The following is a 21,000-nucleotide window of genomic DNA, read 5'->3' on the forward strand; positions in this document are numbered from 1 at the left end:
ACCCCCGCCACCGCCCGCACCCGCGCCGGCCGCCAGCTGCACGGCGGCCCCCTGACCTACGCCGTGCTCGCCGTCTTCACCGCGGGCTCGCTCTTCCCCCTCGTGTGGACGGCCGTCACCGCCTCGCGCGACAACATGCGCCTCGCGAAGACCCCGCCGCCCTTCTGGTTCGGCACCCGGCTCGCCGAGAACGCCGCCACCGCGTGGACCGAGGCCAACATGGGCCTCGCCCTCCTCAACACCCTGCTCGTCGCCGGCACCGTCGCCCTCGGCACGGTGCTCTTCTGCACCGTCGCCGGATTCGCCTTCGCCAAGCTGAAGTTCCGCTTCAGCGGCGCACTGCTGCTCCTGACGATCGGCACCATGATGGTCCCGCCGCAGCTCAGCGTCGTGCCCCTGTTCATGGTCGTCGCCGAGCTCAAGTGGACCAACGAGCTCCAGTCGGTGATCCTGCCCACCCTCGTCAGCGCCTTCGGCGTCTTCTTCATGCGCCAGTACCTGCTGGAGGCGCTCCCGGGCGAGCTCGTCGAGGCCGCCCGCGTCGACGGCGCCAGCAGCCTGCGCATCATCTGGCACGTCGTCTTCCCCGTCGCCCGGCCCGCGATGGCCGTGCTCGCCATGCTCTCCTTCGTCCAGGCCTGGAACGACTTCTTCTGGCCGATCATCGCCCTCACCCAGGAGAACCCCACCGTGCAGGTGGCCCTCACGGGCCTCGGCCGCGGCTACGTCCCCGACCAGGCCGTGATCATGGCCGGGGCGCTGCTGGGCACCCTTCCGCTGCTGCTCGCCTTCACCCTCTTCGGCAAACAGATCGTCGGCGGCATCATGCGGGGCGCCGTCAAGGGCTGACCTCCGCGCCGCTCCCTTCACCTCGCCCCCACCTCCAGGGAGACCCCGATGACCGTGAACTTCCCGCCCGGCTTCCTCTGGGGCACCGCCACCGCCGCCTACCAGGTCGAGGGCGCGCCGCACGCGGCCGGCCGCACCCCCTCCATCTGGGACACCTTCTCCCACACCCCCGGCAGGACCCTCGCCGGCGACACCGGCGACACGGCCACCGACCACTACCACCGCCACCGCGACGACGTCCGCCTGATGGCGGACCTCGGCATCGGCGCCTACCGCTTCTCCGTCTCCTGGCCGCGCGTCCAGCCCTCCGGCCGCGGCCACCCCAACCAGCCGGGCCTGGACTTCTACCGCGCCCTCGTCGACGACCTGCTCGGAGCCGGCATCCGCCCCGTCCTGACCCTCTACCACTGGGACCTCCCGCAGGAGCTGGAGACGGCGGGCGGCTGGCCCGAGCGCGGCACCGCCCACCGCTTCGCCGACTACGCCCAGCTCGTCGCCGAGGCCCTCGGCGACCGCGTCGACATGTGGATCACCCTCAACGAGCCCTGGTGCAGCGCCTTCCTCGGCTACGGCTCCGGCGTGCACGCCCCCGGCCGCACCGACGACCTGGCCGCCCTGCGCGCCGCGCACCACCTCAACCTCGCCCACGGCCTGGGCGCCCAGGCCCTGCGCGCGGCCCTGCCCGCGAACGGTCAGGTGGCCGTGACCCTCAACCCGGGGGCCGTGCGCGCCTTCACCGACTCCCCGCAGGACGTCGACGCCCAGCGCCGCATCGATGCCCTGGCCACCCGTATCTTCACCGGGCCCATGCTGCACGGCGCATACCCCGAGGACCTGCTCGCCGACACGGCGGGCATCACCGACTGGTCGTTCGTGCACGACGGCGACCCGGGCACCATCAAGCACCCCCTCGACTGGCTGGGCATCAACTACTACACCCCCACAGTGGTAGCAGCCGCCACTGACAACGGCCCCTCGGCAGGGCCCCCGGAGCCCTCGCCGTGGCCGGGCGCCGCCGGCGTCGCCTTCCACCGCCCGCCCGGCAAGCGGACCGCCATGGACTGGTCCGTCGACCCCACCGGCCTGTACGACCTGCTGGTCCGCTTCGCCCGCGAGGTCCCCGGCCTGCCCCTGGTGGTCACCGAGAACGGGGCCGCGTACGACGACAAGCCCGACGGCGACGGCACTGTGCACGACCCCGAGCGCATCGCCTATCTGCACGCCCACCTGGAGGCCGTCCGGCGGGCGATCGCCGACGGCGCCGACGTGCGCGGCTACTTCCTCTGGTCGCTGCTCGACAACTTCGAATGGGCCTACGGCTACAGCAAGCGCTTCGGCGCGGTCCACGTCGACTACGCCACCCAGGCCCGTACGCCCAAGTCCAGCGCCCGCTGGTACTCCCAAGTCGCCCGGACGGGCCAGCTGCCGCCCTACTAGCGGGCTCTCAACGGGCTCTCAACGGGCTCTCAGCGAGCTCTCAGAGGGCTCTCAGTGGGCTCTCAGAGGGCCGGGACGGTCATTCGAAGACCGACGGCGGAGGCTCCGGCGACGGCCGGGCGCTCGCGTCCGTGACCGGCGCCGCGCCGCCCGTGAAGTCCGCCAGAGCCCGGCCGTGTTCGACCCGCCCCTGGTGCGGGTCGGACGCGGCCCTGCGGGTCAGCTCGGCGACCGGCAGGGCGCGGTCGGAGGCGAGCAGCACGGCGTTGCCGAAGCGGCGCCCGCGCAGCACCGCCGGGTCGGCGGTCAGGCAGAGCTCGGGGAAGACGGTCCCGACGGTCGCGATCTGGGACTTCACGTACGCGAGCGGCGGGCCGTCGGCGAGGTTCGCCGCGTAGAAGCCGCCCGGCCGCAGCGCCCGCCGCACCTCGGCGGCGAACTCTGTGCTGGTCAGGTGCGCCGGCGTGCGGGCGCCGCCGAACACGTCGGCGATGATCAGGTCGGCCCAGCCGTCCGGCACCTTGGCCAGCCCCTCGCGGGCGTCGCAGCCGCGCACCCGGATCCGCCAGCCGCCGTCCAGCGGCAGCTCGCGCCGTACGAACTGCACCAGCGGCGCGTCGATCTCCACGATCTGCTGGGTCGAGCGGGGGCGCGTCGCGGCGACGTACCGGGCGAGGGTGAAGGCGCCGCCGCCCAGGTGGACCGCCTGGACGGGCTTGCCGGGCGGCGCGGCGAGGTCGGCGATGTGCCCGAGCCGGCGCTGGTAGGCGAAGTCCAGATACGTGGGGTCGTCGAGATCCACGTGGGACTGGGGCGCGCCGTCGATCAGGAGGGTGAAGCCCCGGGGGCGGTCGCGGTCGGGCACGAGCTCGGCGAGCCCGCCGGCGACCTGCTCCGCGACCGGTTCGGCGGCGCGGCCGCGCCCTTGCTTCTTCCTGACCTTGCCCACCGGGCAAGTATCGCGCAGGGGCGGGCGGCCCCGGCCGGCGCCGGCTAGCGGCAGCGGTCGACCGCGGCGATCGTCCGGGCGGCCTCACCGAGGGCGGCGCGCAGCACCGCCGGGTCCGTGGCGGCGGAGAAGGCGGCCTCCGGGGCGACGAGCCAGCCGGCGCCGGTGAGGAGGTGGCCCTCGGGGACGGCGCGCAGCCCGCGGCCGTGGGTCTGGGTGCAGGCGCTGCCCGGCACGTCCCAGGCGTCGGCGGTGCCGGGGGGCACCAGGAAGCCGAGGGTGTCGCACTCGTCGTCGTGCAGGACGGGGCCGACGCCGTCGCGCAGCCGGAGGATGTCGACGGCCTCCAGGCCCTGCCGGGCGGGCACGGTGACCAGGTCGCACGGCCCGGCGTCGGGCCCGAGGCCCGCCGCGCGGGGGGCGCAGGGAGACGGGCTGCGGTCCTGACGCGGCTGGTGCAGGGCCGTCGTCCGCGAGCTGCTGCTGTCCACTCCGGCCTCCACCAAGGGAAACCCCTCCTCCGCCGTGCCACTACGCTCCGCGTCGAGCGTGCTCGAAGGGTTCAACGCGCGAAGGGCGTCAACGGCAACGGGCACATGCCGTCACAAAGGATGGCACTTCATGGCGGATCGCGGGCGGGATATCCGTTTTGCAGCGAAACGGGGGGCCGAACGGGGGGAGCGGACCGGCGATTGCCGGTACGGTCGCGCCCATGGTGTCGCCCCACGCGCCGAACGAGGCGTTCCGGCAGCTGCGGGGCGCCCGTTCGGCGGCCGAGTTCGCGGCGGCCGTTCGGCGGGCGGCCCGCGAGATCGGCGAGCAGGTCTCGTGCGACGCGCGCTACATCGGCCGCGTCGAGTCCGGGGAGATCCGCTGCCCCAACTACGCCTACGAACGGGTGTTCCGGCACATGTTCCCCGGCTGCGAGCCGGAGGACATGGGCTTCGTCCCGCGCGAGGTGGTCCGCGGGCGGGGCGCGCGCGGCAAGGGCAGCGCCGCCGCCGGCCCCGCCGACCCCTCCGAGCAGCCCAAGGAGAGCGACGTGTTGCGGCGCGCCTTCATGACCGGCAGTACGGCGGCCGCGGTCGCCGCGGCCTCCCTGGGGGCCGCCTCCCCGGCCGCCTCCGCGGGGCGCGCCCCGCGCCGCGCCGGCGAGGCCGAGGCGTCCGCCGTCGAGCAGGCCGTGCGCCGCATCCGGCTGCTGGACGACCGGCACGGCGCCGACGACCTCTACCGCCGCGCCACGCGCCCGCTGCGGATCGCCTACGAGCTCCTCGACGCCGGCCCGCGCCGCCAGTCCGTCGCCGACCGCCTGCAGTCCGGTGCGGGCGAACTCTCGCTGTCCGTGGGCTGGCTGGCCCACGACTCGGGCCGCTTCTCCGACGCCCGCTCGCACTACGCCGAGGCGCTCGCCACGGCCCGGGTCGCCGGTGACGCCGCCCTGGAGGCCCACGCCTTCTGCAACACCGCCTTCCTCGCGCGCGATGCGGGCCGCCCGCGAGAGGCCGTGCGCGCCGCGCAGGCCGCCCAGGGCGCGGCCAAGGCGCTGTCCTCCGCGCGGCTGATGTCCCTGCTGGCCCTGCGGGAGGCCGGCGGCTGGGCCGGGCTCGGCGACCGCACCGCCTGCGAGGCCGCCCTGCTGCGGGCCCGGTCGCTCTTCGCCCGCGGCCCGGCCGACGCGGACCCGGAGTGGATGAGCTTCTTCGGCGAGGCCGAACTGGAGGGGCTGGAAGCCCAGTGCCGGTCGGCGCTCGGCGACTGGCGGCGGGCCGCCGGGCACGCGCGGCGCGCCGTCGACCTCCAGGACGCCCACTTCGCCCGCAACATCGCGCTCTTCACCGCGCAGCTCGCGGGCGACCTGGCCCGGGGCGGCGCGCCGGACGCGGCGGCCGCCGCCGGGGAGCGCGCGCTGGACCTGCTGGCCGAGGTCCGCTCGACGCGGATCCGGACGATGCTCGCAGGCACAGCCCGGGTGCTCGCCGGGCGGTACGGGGGCACGCCGTCGGTCGCGTCCTTCCTGGAGCGACACGCCGCGGAGTGACGCCGGACGGCCTACAAGCGGCCCCCGGCCGTCCCGCGTCCGCCCCGCATCCGTCCTCGCATACGACAAGGGCCCCGGGGGGGGGGGGTCCGCTTCCGCGGACGGGGGCCCTCTGCCAGGGTGAGTAACGGGACTCGAACCCGCGACATCCTGGACCACAACCAGGTGCTCTACCAGCTGAGCTATACCCACCATGACCGGTGACTTGTGGTGTGTTTCCCACCGGCCGAGAAAAAGCTTACACGGTCTTCAGGGGTGCTCGCTCCCAGCTTTCGCCGAGCCGGGAGCGAGCTACGTCACTATCCCTGAGCAGGAAGGACGTGCTTGGCCGCGACGGCCTTCGCCGTGTCGGAGTCCGGACCGGGCTGCGGCACGAAGATCGCCTCGCGGTAGTAGCGCAGCTCGGCGATCGATTCGCGGATGTCGGCGAGCGCCCGGTGGTTGCCGCTCTTCTTGGGGCTTGCGAAGTAGGCCCGCGGATACCAGCGGCGGGCCAGCTCCTTCACCGAGGACACGTCGACGATCCGGTAGTGCAGGTGGGACTCCAGGGCGGGCATGTCCCGCGCGAGGAAACCGCGGTCGGTGCCGACCGAGTTCCCGCACAGCGGGGCCTTGCCCGGCTCCGGGACGTGCTCGCGGACGTAGGCGAGGACCTGCTGCTCGGCGTCCTCCAGGGTGGTGCCCTTCTCCAGCTCCGCGAGCAGCCCGGAAGCCGTGTGCATCTGGCGCACCACCTCGGGCATGGTGACGAGGGCCTCGGCGGGCGGGCGGACGACGATGTCCACGCCGTCGCCGAGGATGTTCAGCTCCGAGTCGGTCACCAGGGCGGCCACCTCGATGAGCGCGTCGTCCGACAGCGAGAGCCCGGTCATCTCGCAGTCGATCCACACCATGCGATCGTTCATGTCCCTCACCCTACGGGGCGTTCCCGCTGGCCGGGCAGGCGTGGGGTGTAGAGGTCCGACTCCGGCTTGCCCGGATCCGTGGCATTCACCCCATATCCACCGCTATGGCCGGTCGATACGCCCGGAACGCCCGGATGGCTGCCGTGCGGACCGTGGCCCGGATGCCCGCCGTGCGACGGCGGCGGGCCGCCGAGCACCCCGCCCGCGCCGGAGGCGGCGTGGGCCGGGGCCATGGCCGCCCGCCGGAGCGCCATCACCGACGGCTCCCCGGTCCGCTGCTCGCCGATCTCCGGCCGGTCGAACCGGTCGGCGCGCTCCCGCTCCGTACGCCCCTCGCGCTCGGCCCGCTCGGGGCGGTCGGCCGAGCCGCTCTGGGGCCTGCGCGCGCGGTACGCGGCCCGGTAGGCGGCGGGGGAGGACCCCAGCTGCCGGCGGAAGTGCCCGCGCAGCGCCACCGGGGAGCGGAACCCGCAGCGGCCGGCGACCTCGTCCACCGAATAGTCGGAGGTCTCCAGCAGCCGCTGTGCCTGGAGCACCCGCTGGGTGATCAGCCACTGCAGGGGCGCGCTCCCGGTGAGCGAGCGGAACCGCCGGTCGAAGGTCCGGCGGGACATGTACGCGCGGGCGGCGAGCGTCTCCACGTCGAACTGCTCGTGGAGGTGCTCCAGCGCCCAGGCGACGACCTCGGCGAGCGGGTCGGCGCCGATCTCCTCCGGTAAAGACCTGTCGAGGTAGCGCTCCTGCCCGCCGCTGCGGCGCGGCGGGACGACGAGCCGGCGGGCCAGCGCCCCGGCCGCGTCGGCTCCGTGGTCGGTGCGGACGATGTGCAGGCACAGGTCGATGCCTGCCGCGGTGCCCGCGGAGGTCAGTACGTCGCCGTCGTCCACGAAGAGCTCCCGCGGGTCCACGTGGACCGACGGATAGCGCTTGGCGAGCGTGGGCGCGTACATCCAGTGGGTGGTGGCGGGCCTGCCGTCGAGCAGCCCCGCCGCGGCCAGTACGAAGGCCCCGGTGCACAGCCCCACGATGCGGGCGCCCTCCTCGTGGGCACGGCGCAGTGCGTCGAGTGCGGCGGTGGGCGGCGGCTGGGTGATCGACCGCCAGGCCGGTACGACGACGGTGCCGGCCCGGGAGAGCGCCTCCAGGCCGTACGGTGCGGTCAATTCCAGACCGCCGGTTGTTCGCAATGGCACATCCTCGCCCGCGCACACCAGCAAGCGGTAGCGAGGGACTCCGGCATCCTGTCGGTCGATGCCGAACACGGAGAGCGGAATGGAGCTTTCGAAGATGGGGCCGCCGCTGAAGAGCAGCACTGCGACGATCTCCCGGCGGCGGCGTCCGGAGAGCTTGCGCGTGGTCTCCGGTACGGTCGTGGAGTCCTGGCTCATGGCGCTAAGCCCCCCTCGGCGGTCGAGTCCTCTCGGTCCTGCACGTTTCCCCTCGGTCCTGAACGGTTCCCCCGCCGGTCATGGCCAAGATCGAATCTACTGCGTCGAATGCAGACGCAGTGACCAGTTCACCACTCGGCTCTAAGTCGACATGGCAACTTGGCGCGAAGCGTTCGATCACGAAGCGTTGCACTTGCAGGCCTCGGTGAAAAGTACGCCTCTCGCCCATGCCCAATCCCCGTAGGGTGCAACCGCCCTCCGCGGTCCTTTCCTTGCTGGTCGACCGGCTGTTAGGGGGGTCTCAAGCCAAGCTACGGGGTTCGGACTGAAGTTGGCTGAAAAGTGGTGGGTCCAGGTGTGCGAAAGTGTCAAACAGCCCTCGGGAGCCCCTCGCACGGCCTCCGTTTCGACCCCGCGAGGCCCCGTCCGGTCCGGGGCGCGCGGCGGTCCGGAGGGTCAGTCGACCGGTGCCGCGCCGCCGGGGTGACGCCCGCCGCGGTGCGCCCCCGCACCCGTACGGCCGTGCCGCCCGCGGTGCGGGGCCGACTGCTCCGCGAGCGCCTTGGCCGCGCTGCGCTCCGACTGGCGCAGCAGGGCCCGGCAGGCGCAGGTGACGGCGAGCAGCCCGGCCGCCGTGCCCGCGGCGCCGCCGAAGGACTGGCCGCAGATCAGCAGGGTCACGGGGACGAGCACGCAGCTGAAGGCGGCCCAGCGGACCACGTCGCTCACCGGATCGGGGGAGTCCTGCCGCGGCGCGTCGGCGCGGGCGTGGTCACGGCTTCCGGGCACGGAGCGGCTCCCTGGGGGCGGCGGGCTGGCGGTGGTACAACGCCCGGCCGGGGCCCTCGGTCACTGCGCCGAGCGCATCGGGAGTACGCCGGGAGCGCGGCCGGGGCATTGCGCTACGCGCCGCCCTCGTGCATGCTCCGGGGAACGCCCGCCCGCCTTGCGGCCCACCGGCGGTCCGGGCGGGCACCGCGTGCCACGCCCGTGCGACCCCTGGCTCCGAGCCGCCGGTCGGCCCCTGGGCAGGCGGCGAGTGTCGCCGTACCCTGGTGGGTAAGTGATTGAAAAGATGAATCCCGGACGGATTTTGCCTCCAAGATCCGACCCCGGGGGAGCAACCGCCGATCTCCCTCCGCCCGAGGACACCCTTCGCCGAGATACCGATGGCCGGTCACGAATTCTCCGAACCTGCGGACCGCAAGCGGGTCGCCGATCACGCGGCGCACCCCGAAGCGGCGGAAGAAACACGCCATTCCTGCGATCCGGCGTTCCAGCACGGCGTCGTGGTGGGCTTCGACGGCTCCACGTCCAGCGAGCGAGCGCTTGCGTATGCAATCGGGATGGCCCGGCGCTCCGGCTCCGGACTGATCATCGTCCATGTGGCCAACCGGCTGCCGACCACCGTCTGGGCGGGCTGCGAGCCGCCCGTCTTCGTGGACGTCCCCGATCACCGCACCGAGGTCCTGGGCCTGGAACTGGCCTGTGCGGACTATCTGTCGGAGGTCCCGTGGATCCTCGTCGAGCGCGGCGGCGACATCTGCCACGAGCTGGAGGAGGTCGGCCGGGAGTACGCGGCCGACGCGATCGTCGTCGGTTCGACGCACGGCCTGGTCGGCCGGATCTTCGGCTCGGTGGCGGGCCGGCTGGCCCGGCGGGCCCAGCGTCCCGTCGTCGTTATTCCGTAGCCCGTTTCCTCACCCTGCAGGGGTGATGACTCCTGCCCCGGACTTGACGGCCCGTGAATCTACCCGCGCGTAGGGGGTGGATCGCGCCGTGCGGACGGGTAGGAACCGCCCGACGGCGTGCTGCCGTACGGGAGGTGACGGTTCCCGGAAGCGGCGGCATCCCCCGCCGGCGCGAGGGCGAGTGCCGGCGCATGGGAAAGCGGCCTTCCCGCGCGCGTGGTGGCACGTGCGGGAAGGCCGTTCCTCTCGGACCTGTCGCGGACAGGTGCGGACAGGTACGAGAGCGCGGGGCCCGGGCCGCGGCCCGGGCGCGGGGTAACTACTCGACGGTGACGGACTTCGCCAGGTTGCGCGGCTTGTCGATGTCGCGGCCCATGGCCTTGGCCGTGTAGTAGGCGAAGAGCTGCAGCGGGATGCCCATCAGGATGGGGTCCAGCTCGTCCTCGTTCTTCGGCACGACGATGGTGTGGTCGGCCTTCTCCTGCTCCTGGTGCGCGACGGCGAGGATGCGGCCGCTGCGGGCCTTGATCTCCTCCAGCGCGGCGCGGTTCTTCTCCAGCAGCTCGTCGTCCGGGACGATCGCGACCGTCGGCATGGCGGGCTCGATCAGGGCCAGCGGGCCGTGCTTGAGCTCGGAGGCGGGGTAGGCCTCGGCGTGGATGTACGAGACCTCCTTGAGCTTCAGCGAGGCCTCGCGGGCCACCGGGTAGCCCCGGACGCGGCCGATGAACATCATCGACTTGGCGTCGGCGTACTCCGCGGCCAGCTTCTCGATCTGCTCCTCGTTCGCCAGGATCTCCTCGATCTGGCCGGGCAGCTTGCGCAGGCCCTCGATGATCCGCTTGCCGTCGGCGACGGACAGGTCGCGGGTGCGGCCGAGGTGCAGGGCGAGCAGGCCGAAGGAGACCACCATGTTGGTGAAGCACTTGGTGGAGACGACGCAGACCTCGGGGCCGGCGTGCACGTAGATGCCGCCGTCGGTCTCGCGGGCGATCGCGGAGCCGACCACGTTGACCAGGCCGAGGACGCGGGCGCCCTTGCGCTTGAGCTCCTGGACGGCGGCGAGCACGTCGTAGGTCTCACCGGACTGGGAGACGGCGATGTAGAGGGTGTCGGGGTCCACGACCGGGTTGCGGTAGCGGAACTCGGAGGCCGGCTCGGCGTCCGCGGGGATGCGGGCCAGCTCCTCGATCATCTGGGCGCCGATCTGGCCGGCGTGGTACGAGGTGCCGCAGCCGAGGATCTTCACCCGGCGCACGGCGCGGGCGTCGCGGGCGTCCAGGTTCAGGCCGCCCAGGTGCACGGTGGAGAAGCGGTCGTCGATGCGGCCGCGCAGCGCGCGGTCCACGGCGTCGGCCTGCTCGTGGATCTCCTTGTGCATGTACGTGTCGTGGCCGCCCATGTCGTACGACTCGGCCTCCCACTCGACGGTGGTCGGCTGGGCCGAGGTGGAGGAGCCCTCGGTGGTGTAGGTGCGGTAGTCGTCGGCGCGCAGGGTGGCCATCTCGCCGTCGTCGAGGGTGACGACCTGGCGGGTGTGGGAGACCAGGGCGGCGACGTCGGAGGAGACGAACATCTCCTTCTCGCCTATGCCCAGCACGACGGGGGAGCCGTTGCGGGCGACGACGATGCGGTCCGGGAAGTCGGCGTGCAGGACGGCGATGCCGTACGTGCCCTCGATGTGCTTGACCGCCTCGCGGACCTTCTCCTCCAGCGTCCCGGCCTCGGAGCGGGCGATCAGGTGCGCCAGGACCTCGGTGTCGGTGTCGGAGACGAAGACGAAGCCCTCGGCCGTCAGCTTGGTGCGCAGGTCGGCGGCGTTGTCGATGATGCCGTTGTGGACGACGGCGACCTTCTCGTCCGCGTCCAGGTGCGGGTGGGCGTTGACGTCGTTCGGCGCGCCGTGGGTGGCCCAGCGGGTGTGGGCGATGCCGGTGGTGCCGTTGAAGCGCTTGGGAAGGCGGGACTCCAGCTCGCGGACGCGGCCCTTGGCCTTGGCGGACTTCAGACCACCGGTCTTGCCGCCGGCGTGCAGCGCGATGCCCGCGGAGTCGTATCCGCGGTACTCCAGGCGCTGCAGACCCTCCAGCAGCAGCGGCGCGACGTCGCGCTTACCGATGTATCCGACGATTCCGCACATATGTGGTGACCCTCCCAGAGAAATGATCAGTGGTGCCCGGCGGCGGCGGGGCGGCGGTGACGGCGCCTGCCCGGCCGGCCCGGCCGTAGACGGTTCAGCCGTAGACGATGCGGCGCAGCTGCCGCAGTGACAGCTCCGGCGGGGCCACCGCACGGTGCGGCAGCTCCGCCGAGATCCGCTCGAAGATCTCCGCGTTGCGCAGCCCGCCGGACTGCAGCTCGCGGTGGCGGCGGCGGACGAAAGCCTCGGTCGTCTCGTCGAAGTACGCCAGGACGTCCAGGACCACCCGGGCGGCCTCGCCGCGCTGGAGCGGCGTGCTGCGCACCAGGTGGTCCACCAGGTCGTCATGGTTCATACGGCGTTCGAGCACCCGTCGATACTGAGGGGTATCGAGGACATTCGCAAGAATCCTGCCCGAAATCGGGCAGGGGTGAGCGGAACGGGAGTGCGAATCGAGTGCGAATCGCCTAGAAACGCTTCAATACGGCTTGTTTCGCCGCGGTGAACTCCTCCTCGGTCAGGACCCCGGCCCGGTGCAGCTCGCCCAGCTCCCTCAGCCGCCGCAGCAGGGCGTCATGATCGGAACCGTCGGCGGCGGCGCCCGGGGCGGTCCCGGCGGCGTCCGGGGCCTTGACGAGGGCCTGCGGGGCGCTGCCCCGCGCCCCGGCGGCGGACGGGTGCGGCAGGCGGGCCACGACCGCGGCGGCCACCATCGCCATCAGCGGGTCCTTCTTGAAGCCGAAGAGCTCGATGGCGTGGGGATCGTGCTTGGGCGGGGCCTTGGTCGGCTCGCGCAGGACGGTGAAGCGGAGGTAGCCGTTCTCCAGGCCCATGGAGGGCATCCACTCCACCGAGCGGACGTCCTGCAGGGCGAGGGACTGCGTGCCCGCGGACTTCTTGCCCTCCTCGGTCTTCCAGTTCCACTCCAGACGGATCCACTCGCCGTCGAAGGTGACCGTGCCGTCGCCCGCGCCGACCGACAGCGGCAGCGTCGGGCCGGGCAGGAGGTAGCGGTCCGAGGGGCCGTCCGGCACCTGGTCCAGGAGGAGGGCGTTGCGCACCTCGTCCACGAAGTACTCCGCGACGCCCGCGCGGTCGGAGTCGACGGTCAGCTGGTACGGGTCGGCGGCGTCGGGCAGCCGGCCGCGCGCGGCCTGCAGCAGGGGATCGGCCCCGTCGCGCAGCCGCAGCCGCAGGCGGCCGCTCTTGCGGCCCGGCTCGTAGGCGATCCCCGCCACGGCCTGCAGAGGAACGGCCAGCTCGCCGAGGGTCTGGCGCATCAGGTGCACGCCGCGCTCACGGCCCGGGACGATCCGTATCGTTTCGCCGTCGAAGGTCCACGTGCCGTCCTTCTGGAGGATCTCAGCCATGGGGGGATTCTCTCAGGCGCGTACGCTCGGGAAGGTGCGGTCCAGGAGCGTGCGCGGGCCTTGACGGGCGGCGGGGGCGGCGATACCCAAGTGGTCGTTCGTACGCGCGAGTTCCCGTGAGCGGCACGCCGAAGGGACTTCCTCTTGAGACGCACGAGCTTGAGACGCACGGGCCTGAGACGCGCGGGTTTGAGGCGCGCGAGCCCGAGGCGCACGGGCTTGAGGCGCGCGAGCCTCAGATGCCTGATCGCCGCCGGGGGCGCCCTGCTGCTCGCCGCGGCGCCCCTTTCCGCCCCGGGGCCGGCCGCCCCCGCGCGGGCCGCGGATCCCGGCCCTGCACCGCTCGGCCGCGTCGTGCCCGCCCCCGCGTCCGTGCGGCCCGGCGGGGACCCGTACGAGATCACCGCCCGCACCGCCGTACGGGTGCCGCCCGGCAACCGCGAGGCCGCGCGGATCGGCCGCTACCTGGCCGGTCTGCTGCGCCCGTCGACGGGCTACCGGGTGCCGGTCGTGGCGGACCCGGGGGAGGAGGACGGGCCGGGGATCCGGCTGGTGCTCGGGGAAGGCTCCCGGGAGGGCGCGGGGGAGGGCGAGGGCGCGGCCGCGGAGGGCTACCGGCTGGCCGTCACCGCCCGCTCCGTGACGATCTCCGCGCGGGAGGGCGCGGGGCTCTTCCACGGCGTCCAGACGCTCCGGCAGCTGCTGCCCGCCCGCGTCGAGAGCACCGTCCGGCAGGCCGGGCCCTGGACCGTGGCGGGCGGCGTCATCACCGACGCGCCGCGCTACGGATACCGCGGCGCGATGCTCGACGTCGCCCGGCACTTCTTCTCCGTCGGCCAGGTGAAGCGGTACGTCGACCAGCTCGCCCTCTACAAGTACAACGTCCTCCACCTGCACCTCTCCGACGACCAGGGCTGGCGGATCGCCATCGGCTCACGGCCCCGGCTGGCCGCGCACGGCGGCAGCACCCAGGTCGGCGGCGGGCCGGGCGGCTTCTACAGCAAGGCCGACTACCGCGAGATCGTCCGCTACGCCGCGAGCCGCTACCTCACCGTGGTGCCCGAGATCGACATGCCCGGGCACACCAACGCGGCCCTCGCCTCGTACGCCGAGCTGAACTGTGACGGCGTCGCGCGCCCCCTCTACACGGGCACGGAGGTCGGCTTCAGCTCGCTGTGCGTGGCGAAGCCGGAGACGTACGACTTCGTGGAGGACGTCATCGGCGAGCTCGCGGAGCTCACCCCGGGCCCGTACCTGCACATCGGCGGCGACGAGGCGCACGCGACGCCCGCGGCGGACTACGCGGCCTTCATGGAGCGGGTGCAGCCCGTCGTCGCCCGGCACGGCAAGACGGTCATCGGCTGGCACCAGCTGGCCGGGGCGCGGCCCGCGCCGGGGGCGCTGCTGCAGTACTGGGGCTACGGGGGCACCGGGGCCGCCGAGCGCGCCCGGGTCGCCGCCGCGGCGCGGGCGGGTTCGCGGCTGATCCTCTCGCCCGCGGACCGGGCGTACCTGGACATGAAATACACCAAGGACACGCCGCTGGGCCTGCGGTGGGCGGGGCTCGTCGAGGTCCGGCAGTCCTACGACTGGGACCCCGGCGGCTATCTGGCGGGCGTGCCGGCGGAGGCCGTGGCGGGCGTCGAGGCGCCGCTGTGGACGGAGACGCTCACCACGAGCGCGCAGCTGGAGTACATGGCCTTCCCCCGGCTGCCGGGCATCGCCGAACTCGGCTGGTCCCCACCGGCGACCCACGACTGGCCGTCGTACCGCGAGCGCCTGGCGGCGCAGGCCCCCCGATGGGACGCGCTGGGCATCGCGTACTACCGCTCACCACAGGTGCAGTGGCCGACGCGGTGAAGGTGGCGCGGGGCGCCTCTTAAATCCGGGCTGCGCCCGGCGGGTCCCGGCGGTGCCGTACGAGCTGCAGGTGCGCCCGGCACCGCCGAGCCGCGCCGTCTCGGCTGATCGCCGCTGCGGCGGAGTGAAGGGGCCGAGGCCGGCCCTTCACTCGGGCCTCTTCGCCCGGAGTGCGCCCAGCGGGCCAGGGACGCCCGCGTCCCTGATTCCGCCGCGGGTTCCGGCGGTGCCGTACCGGGCTGTAGGTGCGCCCGGCACCGCCGAGCCGCGCCGTCTCGGCTGATCGCCGCTGCGGCGGGAGGAAGGGGCCGAGGCCGCCCCTTCGCCCCGGCCCCTTCGCCCGGGCTGCGCCCGGCGGGCCAGGGACGCTGGCGTCCCTGATTCCGCCGCGGCGGTGATCAACCCCCGCGGCGGGTCCCGGCGGTGCCGTACGAGCTGCAGGTGCGCCCGGCACCGCCGAGCCGCGCCGTCTCGGCTGATCGCCGCTGCGGCGGGGTGAAGGGGCCGAGGCCGCCCCTTCACTCGGGCCGCACCCCGCGCGTGGCCGCAGGCCTAGCCCGCGAAGCCGAGTTCGCGGGCGATCAGCATCCGCTGCACCTCACTCGTGCCCTCCCCGATCTCCAGGATCTTGGAGTCGCGCCACATCCGGGCCACCGGATACTCGTTCATAAAGCCGTAGCCGCCGTGGATCTGCGTCGCCTCGCGGGCGTTGGTCACCGCGATCTCCGACGAGTACAGCTTGGCCAGGGCGGCCTCCTTCTTGAACGGCTCGCCGTGCACCAGCCGGGACGCCGCGTCGCGCCAGGCGAGCCGCGCCGTGTGCGCCCGCATCTCCATGTCGGCCAGCTTGAACTGGATGGCCTGGTTGTCGCCGATCGGCCGGCCGAACGCCTGCCGCTCCTTGGCGTACTTCACGGACTCGTCCACGCAGCCCTGCGCCAGCCCCGTGGCCAGCGCCGAGATCGCGATCCGGCCCTCGTCCAGTATCCGCAGGAACTGGGCGTAGCCGCGGCCCTCCTCGCCGACCAGGTTCGCCTTGGGGACGCGGACGTCGGAGAAGGACAGCTCGCGGGTGTCGGAGGCGTTCCAGCCGACCTTGGAGTAGGGGGCGGCGACGGTGAAGCCGGGCGTGCCGGAGGGCACGATGATCGAGGAGATCCGCGGCTTGCCCTCGGGCGTACGGCCGGTGACCGCGGTGACCGTGACCAGGCCGGTGATGTCCGTGCCGGAGTTGGTGATGAAGCACTTGGTGCCGTTGATCACCCACTCGCCGGTGGCCTCGTCCAGCCGGGCCGTGGTGCGCGTGCCGCCCGCGTCCGAGCCGCACTCGGGCTCGGTCAGGCCGAAGGCGCCCAGGATCTCGCCGGAGCACATCTTCGGCAGCCAGGTCCGCTTCTGCTCCTCCGTGCCGAAGCGGAAGATCGGCATCGCGCCGAGCGAGACGCCGGCCTCCAGGGTGATGGCGACCGACGAGTCGACCCGGGCCAGCTCCTCCAGGGCCAGGCCGAGGGCGAGGTAGTCGCCGCCCATGCCGCCGTACTCCTCGGGGAACGGCAGCCCGAAGAGCCCCATGCGGCCCATCTCCCGCACGATCTCGTACGGGAACTCGTGGCGCTCGTAGAAGTCGCCGATCTTGGGGGCGACCACGTCGTGTGCGAACTCCTCCACCGTGCGGCGGAGTTCCTCGTGCTCGGGGGTGAGGCGGTGGTCCAGCGGCATGGCTCAGGGCTCCTGATGGGAGAGGGCGCGGACGGTACGGGAGGGGCTGGGCCGCCCCAGGTGCTCGGCCATCCACACGCTCGTGGCGGTGAGCAGGCCGAGGTCGACCCCGGTGTCGATACCGAGGCCGTGGAGCATCCAGACGAGGTCTTCGGTGGCGAGGTTGCCCGTGGCGCTCTTGGCGTACGGGCAGCCGCCGAGGCCGCCGGCGGAGGCGTCGACGGTGGTGACGCCGTGCCGCAGGGCGGCCAGGGTGTTGGCCAGGGCCTGGCCGTAGGTGTCGTGGAAGTGGACGGCGAGCCGGCCGGTCTCCACGCCCGCGCCGTTCAGGGCGGTCAGCAGGGCGGTGACGTGGCCGGGCGTGGCCACGCCGATCGTGTCGCCCAGGCTCAGCTCGTCGCAGCCGAGGTCCAGCAGGCGGCGGGCGGTCCGGACGACCTGCTCCAGGGGGACGGCGCCCTCCCAGGGGTCGCCGAAGCACATGGACAGATAGCCGCGGACCGCGAGGCCCGCCCCGCGCGCCTCGGCCACGACCGGCGCGAACATCTCCAGCGACTCGTCGACCGTGCGGTTGAGGTTCGCCTTGGCGAAGGACTCCGTGGCGCTGCCGAAGACGGCGACCTCGCGGGCGCCGAGGGCCAGGGCGCGCTCCAGGCCGCGGGCGTTGGGCACGAGGACGGGCAGCCGGGCGGGCACGCCGTCCAGCAGGGGCAGCAGCTGCTCGGCGTCCGCGAGCTGCGGCACCCACTTGGGGTGCACGAAGCTGGTGGCCTCGACGGTGCCGAGGCCGGCCGCGGCGAGGCGGCGGATGAACTCCGCCTTCACCTCGACCGGGACGATCGCCTTCTCGTTCTGCAGGCCGTCGCGCGGGCCCACTTCGTGGATCCGGACGCGGGCCGGGAGGCCGGGCTCGGGCACGGCCATGGGCAGTCCGCTGATCATGATTCCTCCGCGGGGGCGGTGGCGGCGGGGGTGACGACGGCCAGCACCTGGTCCATGGCGACGGTGGCGCCGGGCGTCACGTCCAGCTCGGCGACGGTGCCGTCGTGCGGGGCGGAGATGACGTGCTCCATCTTCATGGCCTCCACCACGAGGAGGCTCTGCCCGGCGCTGACGAAGTCGCCCACGGCCGCCTTGACGACGGTGACGGTGCCGGGCATGGGGGCGGTGAGGGTGTCCACCCCGCCGGCCCCGGCCCCGCCGGCCGCGCCTTCGACGGGGTCGTGGTCGCGCAGATGCCAGGCGTCGCCGTCGCGGCCCAGCCGGATGCCGTCGGGGCCGGGGGCGGCGGTGAAGGAGTGGGTGACGCCGTGGAGTTCGAGGGTGACGGCGCCGCCGGCCGCGGCCCGGTCCCCGGGGGCGGTGAGCAGCCTCGCGCTGCAGGGCGCACCGGGGAGGGCGTCCGCGGCGGGGGGCGGCAGCAGCACCTGTGCGTCCGAGACGCTGCCGCGCACCCGGACCGTCACCGGCTCGTGGCCCGGCACCCGCAGGTGGTGCGCCGTCCAGGCGGGCTCGCCGCCGAGGCGCCAGCCCGACGGGGCCGAGAAGGGGTCCACCCAGCCGTCGGCCGCGGGCTCCAGCTCCTGCTGCCGGAGCAGCGCCGCCGCTGCGTACACCTCGTCCGGGACGGAGGCCTGTACGAGCGACGCCGCGTCGCGGTCCACCAGGCCCGTGTCCAGCCGGCCCGCCACCACGTCCGGGTGCGCCAGCAGCCGCCGCAGGAAGCCGGCGTTGGTGTCGACGCCGAGGACGACCGTGTCCGCGAGGGCGGCCCGCAGGCGGCGCAGGGCCGTGGCCCGGTCCGGGCCGTGGGCGATGACCTTGGCGAGCATGGGGTCGTAGGACGTGCCGACGTCCGTGCCCTCCGACAGGCCCGAGTCGACGCGGACGCCGGCGCCCTCCGGCTCGCGCAGCAGCCGCACGGTGCCCGCCGAGGGCAGGAAGTCGACGCGGTCGCCGCCGGCGCTCACGCGCGCGGTCTCGGCGCAGATGCGGGCCTCGACGGCGTGCCCGGTGAGGGTCACGTCCTCCTGGCGGACGGTCAGCTTCTCGCCCGCGGCGACGCGGATCTGCCAGGCGACGAGGTCGAGGCCGGTGATCAGCTCGGTGACGGGGTGCTCGACCTGGAGGCGGGTGTTCATCTCCATGAAGTAGTACGAGGCGGGGTCGTCGCCCGGCACGATGAACTCGACGGTGCCCGCGCCCGTGTAGCCGCAGGAGCGGGCGGCCTGGACGGCCGCCTCGCCCATGGCGGCGCGCGTGGCCTCGTCGAGGAACGGCGAGGGCGCCTCCTCGATGATCTTCTGGTGGCGGCGCTGCAGGGAGCACTCGCGCTCGCCCAGGTGGATCACGTGGCCGTGGCCGTCGGCGAGGACCTGGATCTCGATGTGGCGGGGCCGGTCGACCCAGCGCTCGACGAGCAGGGTGTCGTCGCCGAAGGAGCCGCGGGCCTCGCGCCGGGCGGCGGCGATCTCCTCGTCGAGCCGGGCCGCGTCGCGGACGAGGCGCATGCCCTTGCCGCCGCCGCCCGCGGAGGGCTTGAGCAGGACGGGCATGCCGACGCCGAGGGCGGCGGCCGCGAGCTCCGCGTCGGTCAGGCCGCTGCCGGAGGAGCCGGGCACCACGGGCACGCCCGCGGCCCGCACGGTCTCCTTGGCGCGGATCTTGTCGCCCATGAGCTCGACGGCCCCGGCGGGCGGGCCGATGAAGGCGAGCCCGGCGCCGGCGCAGGCGCGGGCGAAGGCGGCGTTCTCGGCGAGGAAGCCGTAGCCGGGGTGGACGGCCTGGGCGCCGGTGCGGGCGGCGGCCTCCAGGAGGCGCGGTATCGACAGATAGCTCTCCGCGGCGGCGGCCGGGCCGATCCGCACGGCGGTGTCGGCCTCGCGGACGTGCCGGGCGTCCGCGTCGGCGTCGCTGAAGACGGCCACCGAACGGATGCCGAGGGCGCGCAGCGTGCGGATGACCCGTACGGCGATCTCGCCGCGGTTGGCGACAAGGACAGTCTCGAACATGCTCCGCCTCACATCCGGAAGACGCCGTAGCCGGGCGCGGTGGGGTCCTTCTCGGGCAGGGGGGCGTTGGCGCAGGCCGTCAGCGCCAGGCCCAGCACCTGCCGGGTCTCCAGGGGGTCGATGACGCCGTCGTCCCACAGCCGTGCGGTGGCGTAGTAGGCGCTGCCCTGGGTCTCGTACTGCTCGCGGACGGGGGCCCGGAACGCTTCCTCCTCCTCGGCGCTCCAGGACTCGCCGCGGGCTTCCAGCTGATCGCGCTTGACGGTGGCGAGGACGGAGGCCGCCTGCTCGCCGCCCATGACGGAGATCTTGGCGTTGGGCCACATCCACAGGAAGCGCGGCGAATAGGCGCGGCCGCACATGGAGTAGTTGCCCGCGCCGTAGGAGCCGCCGATGACGACGGTGAGCTTGGGGACGCGGGCGCAGGCCACGGCCGTGACCATCTTGGCGCCGTGCTTGGCGATGCCGCCCGCCTCGTACTGCCGGCCGACCATGAAGCCGGAGATGTTCTGCAGGAAGACCAGGGGGATGCCGCGCTGGTCGCACAGCTCGATGAAGTGGGCGCCCTTCTGGGCGGATTCGGAGAAGAGGATGCCGTTGTTGGCGACGATGCCGACGGGGTGGCCGTGGATCCGCGCGAAGCCGGTCACCAGCGTCTGCCCGAACTCCGCCTTGAACTCGGCGAACCGCGAGCCGTCGACGACACGGGCGATGACCTCGCGTACGTCGTAAGGGGTGCGGGAGTCCACCGGCACGGCGCCGTAGAGGCCCGCGGGGTCGACGGCGGGCTCCTCGACGGGCTCGGTCCGCCAGGGGAGCGCGCCGCGGGCGGGCAGCGTCGACACGATCGTGCGGACGATGCGCAGGGCGTGGGCGTCGTCCTCGGCGAGGTGGTCGGTGACGCCTGACACCTTCGAGTGAACCTCGCCGCCGCCGAGCTCCTCGGCGGTGACGACCTCGCCCGTGGCGGCCTTCACCAGCGGCGGCCCGCCCAGGAAGATCGTGCCCTGGCCGCGGACGATCACCGCCTCGTCGCTCATCGCCGGGACGTAGGCGCCGCCGGCGGTGCAGGAGCCGAGGACCGCGGCGATCTGCGGGATGCCCGCGCCGGACATCCGCGCCTGGTTGTAGAAGATCCGGCCGAAGTGGTCGCGGTCGGGGAAGACCTCGTCCTGCATGGGCAGGAAGGCGCCGCCCGAATCCACCAGATACAGGCACGGCAGCCTGTTCTCCAGGGCGATCTCCTGGGCGCGCAGGTGCTTCTTGACCGTCATCGGGTAGTACGTGCCGCCCTTGACGGTGGCGTCGTTGGCGACGATCACCACCTCGCGGCCGGAGACCCGCCCGATGCCGGAGACGACGCCCGCGGCGGGCGCGGCCCCGCCGTACATCCCCTCGGCGGCCAGCGGCGCGAGCTCCAGGAAGGGCGAGCCGGGATCCAGCAGGGCATCCACCCGGTCGCGCGGCAGGAGCTTGCCGCGGGCCGTGTGCCGCTCCCTGGCCTTCGCCCCGCCGCCCAGCCGGGCCGCGGCCAGCCGCTCCCGCAGCTCCGCGGACAGCTCGCGGTGCGCCGCCTCGTTCACCCGCCAGGCGTCGGAGGCCGGATCGGCGGCGCTCCCCAGCGCCGGTGCCTGCTGCAT

At 73.6% G+C, this 21,000-nt stretch carries 17 protein-coding genes and 1 tRNA gene; 5 read left to right on the plus strand and 13 right to left on the minus strand.

From position 1 onward, the window contains the following. Both ACSNOH_RS07185 and ACSNOH_RS07190 read left to right on the plus strand, forming a co-directional pair. Nucleotides 1-849 (plus strand): carbohydrate ABC transporter permease (locus tag ACSNOH_RS07185; RefSeq protein ID WP_436720356.1); only part of this gene is annotated, 849 nt, incomplete at its 5' end. Between the two features lie 48 nt (nucleotides 850-897). After that, a complete protein-coding gene (locus ACSNOH_RS07190; protein ID WP_436720357.1) occupies nucleotides 898-2,286 on the plus strand; it encodes a GH1 family beta-glucosidase in 1,389 nt (462 codons plus the stop codon). A 79-nt stretch (nucleotides 2,287-2,365) separates the two neighbouring features. Here the strand turns inward: ACSNOH_RS07190 and ACSNOH_RS07195 are convergent, their stop codons facing one another. Beyond that, nucleotides 2,366-3,235 carry a spermidine synthase gene (locus ACSNOH_RS07195; RefSeq protein WP_436720358.1) on the minus strand — a complete coding sequence of 290 codons (870 nt, stop codon included), beginning with the start codon at nucleotides 3,233-3,235 and terminating at the stop codon, nucleotides 2,366-2,368. A 44-nt stretch (nucleotides 3,236-3,279) separates the two neighbouring features. Continuing rightward, nucleotides 3,280-3,726 (minus strand): hypothetical protein, encoded by a 447-nt coding sequence (locus ACSNOH_RS07200; RefSeq protein WP_436720359.1) that lies wholly within the window; start codon nucleotides 3,724-3,726, stop codon nucleotides 3,280-3,282. A gap of 221 nt (nucleotides 3,727-3,947) precedes the next feature. Here ACSNOH_RS07200 and ACSNOH_RS07205 point away from each other — a divergent pair, with 221 nt between their 5' ends. After that, nucleotides 3,948-5,276 (plus strand): tetratricopeptide repeat protein, encoded by a 1,329-nt coding sequence (locus ACSNOH_RS07205; protein WP_436720360.1) that lies wholly within the window; start codon nucleotides 3,948-3,950, stop codon nucleotides 5,274-5,276. 119 nt (nucleotides 5,277-5,395) lie between these two features. Here the strand turns inward: ACSNOH_RS07205 and ACSNOH_RS07210 are convergent. The 4 genes from ACSNOH_RS07210 to ACSNOH_RS07225 all read right to left on the minus strand — a co-directional run bounded on the left by ACSNOH_RS07210 (nucleotide 5,396) and on the right by ACSNOH_RS07225 (nucleotide 8,358). Beyond that, nucleotides 5,396-5,468 (minus strand) — tRNA-His (locus ACSNOH_RS07210). 107 nt (nucleotides 5,469-5,575) lie between these two features. Then, on the minus strand, nucleotides 5,576-6,181 hold the full coding sequence (orn, locus tag ACSNOH_RS07215) for an oligoribonuclease (RefSeq protein WP_436720361.1): 606 nt from the start codon (nucleotides 6,179-6,181) through the stop codon (nucleotides 5,576-5,578). A gap of 5 nt (nucleotides 6,182-6,186) precedes the next feature. After that, the gene (locus tag ACSNOH_RS07220) at nucleotides 6,187-7,569 is read right to left on the minus strand and encodes a helix-turn-helix domain-containing protein (protein ID WP_436720362.1); all 1,383 of its coding nucleotides are present in this window, start codon (nucleotides 7,567-7,569) and stop codon (nucleotides 6,187-6,189) included. A gap of 456 nt (nucleotides 7,570-8,025) precedes the next feature. After that, nucleotides 8,026-8,358, minus strand: coding sequence for a hypothetical protein (locus tag ACSNOH_RS07225; protein WP_436720363.1), 333 nt, complete (start codon nucleotides 8,356-8,358; stop codon nucleotides 8,026-8,028). A gap of 380 nt (nucleotides 8,359-8,738) precedes the next feature. On the opposite strand from ACSNOH_RS07225, the gene ACSNOH_RS07230 reads away from it, so the two are divergent. After that, nucleotides 8,739-9,260: a universal stress protein gene (locus ACSNOH_RS07230; RefSeq protein ID WP_030369762.1), complete on the plus strand. Its 522-nt coding sequence runs from the start codon at nucleotides 8,739-8,741 to the stop codon at nucleotides 9,258-9,260. A gap of 319 nt (nucleotides 9,261-9,579) precedes the next feature. On the opposite strand, the gene glmS is transcribed toward ACSNOH_RS07230, so the two are convergent. From glmS to ACSNOH_RS07245, 3 genes are all read right to left on the minus strand, one after another. Next, entirely contained in the window at nucleotides 9,580-11,400 is a 1,821-nt protein-coding gene (glmS, locus tag ACSNOH_RS07235) for a glutamine--fructose-6-phosphate transaminase (isomerizing) (RefSeq protein ID WP_436720364.1), read from the minus strand. A 94-nt stretch (nucleotides 11,401-11,494) separates the two neighbouring features. Then, nucleotides 11,495-11,770 carry a hypothetical protein gene (locus ACSNOH_RS07240; protein ID WP_058044351.1) on the minus strand — a complete coding sequence of 92 codons (276 nt, stop codon included), beginning with the start codon at nucleotides 11,768-11,770 and terminating at the stop codon, nucleotides 11,495-11,497. A 97-nt stretch (nucleotides 11,771-11,867) separates the two neighbouring features. Then, on the minus strand, nucleotides 11,868-12,770 hold the full coding sequence (locus ACSNOH_RS07245; protein ID WP_436720365.1) for a DUF4429 domain-containing protein: 903 nt from the start codon (nucleotides 12,768-12,770) through the stop codon (nucleotides 11,868-11,870). A gap of 219 nt (nucleotides 12,771-12,989) precedes the next feature. Here ACSNOH_RS07245 and ACSNOH_RS07250 point away from each other — a divergent pair, with 219 nt between their 5' ends. Next, nucleotides 12,990-14,630, plus strand: a complete 1,641-nt coding sequence (locus ACSNOH_RS07250; protein WP_436720366.1) for a beta-N-acetylhexosaminidase — start codon at nucleotides 12,990-12,992, stop codon at nucleotides 14,628-14,630. Between the two features lie 552 nt (nucleotides 14,631-15,182). Here ACSNOH_RS07250 and ACSNOH_RS07255 read toward each other — a convergent pair. The 4 genes from ACSNOH_RS07255 to ACSNOH_RS07270 are packed head-to-tail and all read right to left on the minus strand — an operon-like array spanning nucleotide 15,183 to nucleotide 21,000. Beyond that, a complete protein-coding gene (locus ACSNOH_RS07255) occupies nucleotides 15,183-16,343 on the minus strand; it encodes an acyl-CoA dehydrogenase family protein (RefSeq protein WP_436720400.1) in 1,161 nt (386 codons plus the stop codon). 9 nt (nucleotides 16,344-16,352) lie between these two features. After that, nucleotides 16,353-17,291, minus strand: a complete 939-nt coding sequence (locus tag ACSNOH_RS07260; RefSeq protein WP_436720367.1) for a hydroxymethylglutaryl-CoA lyase — start codon at nucleotides 17,289-17,291, stop codon at nucleotides 16,353-16,355. Continuing rightward, nucleotides 17,288-19,360, minus strand: coding sequence for a biotin carboxylase N-terminal domain-containing protein (locus ACSNOH_RS07265; RefSeq protein WP_436720368.1), 2,073 nt, complete (start codon nucleotides 19,358-19,360; stop codon nucleotides 17,288-17,290). Before ACSNOH_RS07265 ends, ACSNOH_RS07260 begins: the two co-directional genes overlap by 4 nt. An 8-nt stretch (nucleotides 19,361-19,368) precedes the next feature. Further along, nucleotides 19,369-21,000 (minus strand): carboxyl transferase domain-containing protein, encoded by a 1,632-nt coding sequence (locus tag ACSNOH_RS07270; RefSeq protein ID WP_436720369.1) that lies wholly within the window; start codon nucleotides 20,998-21,000, stop codon nucleotides 19,369-19,371.

It is taken from the genome of Streptomyces sp. URMC 127, assembly GCF_051386535.1.
Lineage (GTDB): Bacteria > Actinomycetota > Actinomycetes > Streptomycetales > Streptomycetaceae > Streptomyces.

Bases quoted from the DNA above. Each gene is read 5' to 3' on its own strand.
- ACSNOH_RS07190 (WP_436720357.1), top strand. From the start codon at position 898: ATGACCGTGAACTTCCCGCCCGGCTTCCTCTGGGGCACCGCCACCGCC.
- ACSNOH_RS07205 (WP_436720360.1), top strand. From the start codon at position 3,948: ATGGTGTCGCCCCACGCGCCGAACGAGGCGTTCCGGCAGCTGCGGGGC.
- orn (WP_436720361.1), bottom strand. From the start codon at position 6,181: ATGAACGATCGCATGGTGTGGATCGACTGCGAGATGACCGGGCTCTCG.
- ACSNOH_RS07220 (WP_436720362.1), bottom strand. From the start codon at position 7,569: ATGAGCCAGGACTCCACGACCGTACCGGAGACCACGCGCAAGCTCTCC.
- ACSNOH_RS07230 (WP_030369762.1), top strand. From the start codon at position 8,739: ATGGCCGGTCACGAATTCTCCGAACCTGCGGACCGCAAGCGGGTCGCC.
- glmS (WP_436720364.1), bottom strand. From the start codon at position 11,400: ATGTGCGGAATCGTCGGATACATCGGTAAGCGCGACGTCGCGCCGCTG.
- ACSNOH_RS07245 (WP_436720365.1), bottom strand. From the start codon at position 12,770: ATGGCTGAGATCCTCCAGAAGGACGGCACGTGGACCTTCGACGGCGAA.
- ACSNOH_RS07260 (WP_436720367.1), bottom strand. From the start codon at position 17,291: ATGATCAGCGGACTGCCCATGGCCGTGCCCGAGCCCGGCCTCCCGGCC.
- ACSNOH_RS07265 (WP_436720368.1), bottom strand. From the start codon at position 19,360: ATGTTCGAGACTGTCCTTGTCGCCAACCGCGGCGAGATCGCCGTACGG.
- ACSNOH_RS07270 (WP_436720369.1), bottom strand. From the start codon at position 21,000: ATGCAGCAGGCACCGGCGCTGGGGAGCGCCGCCGATCCGGCCTCCGAC.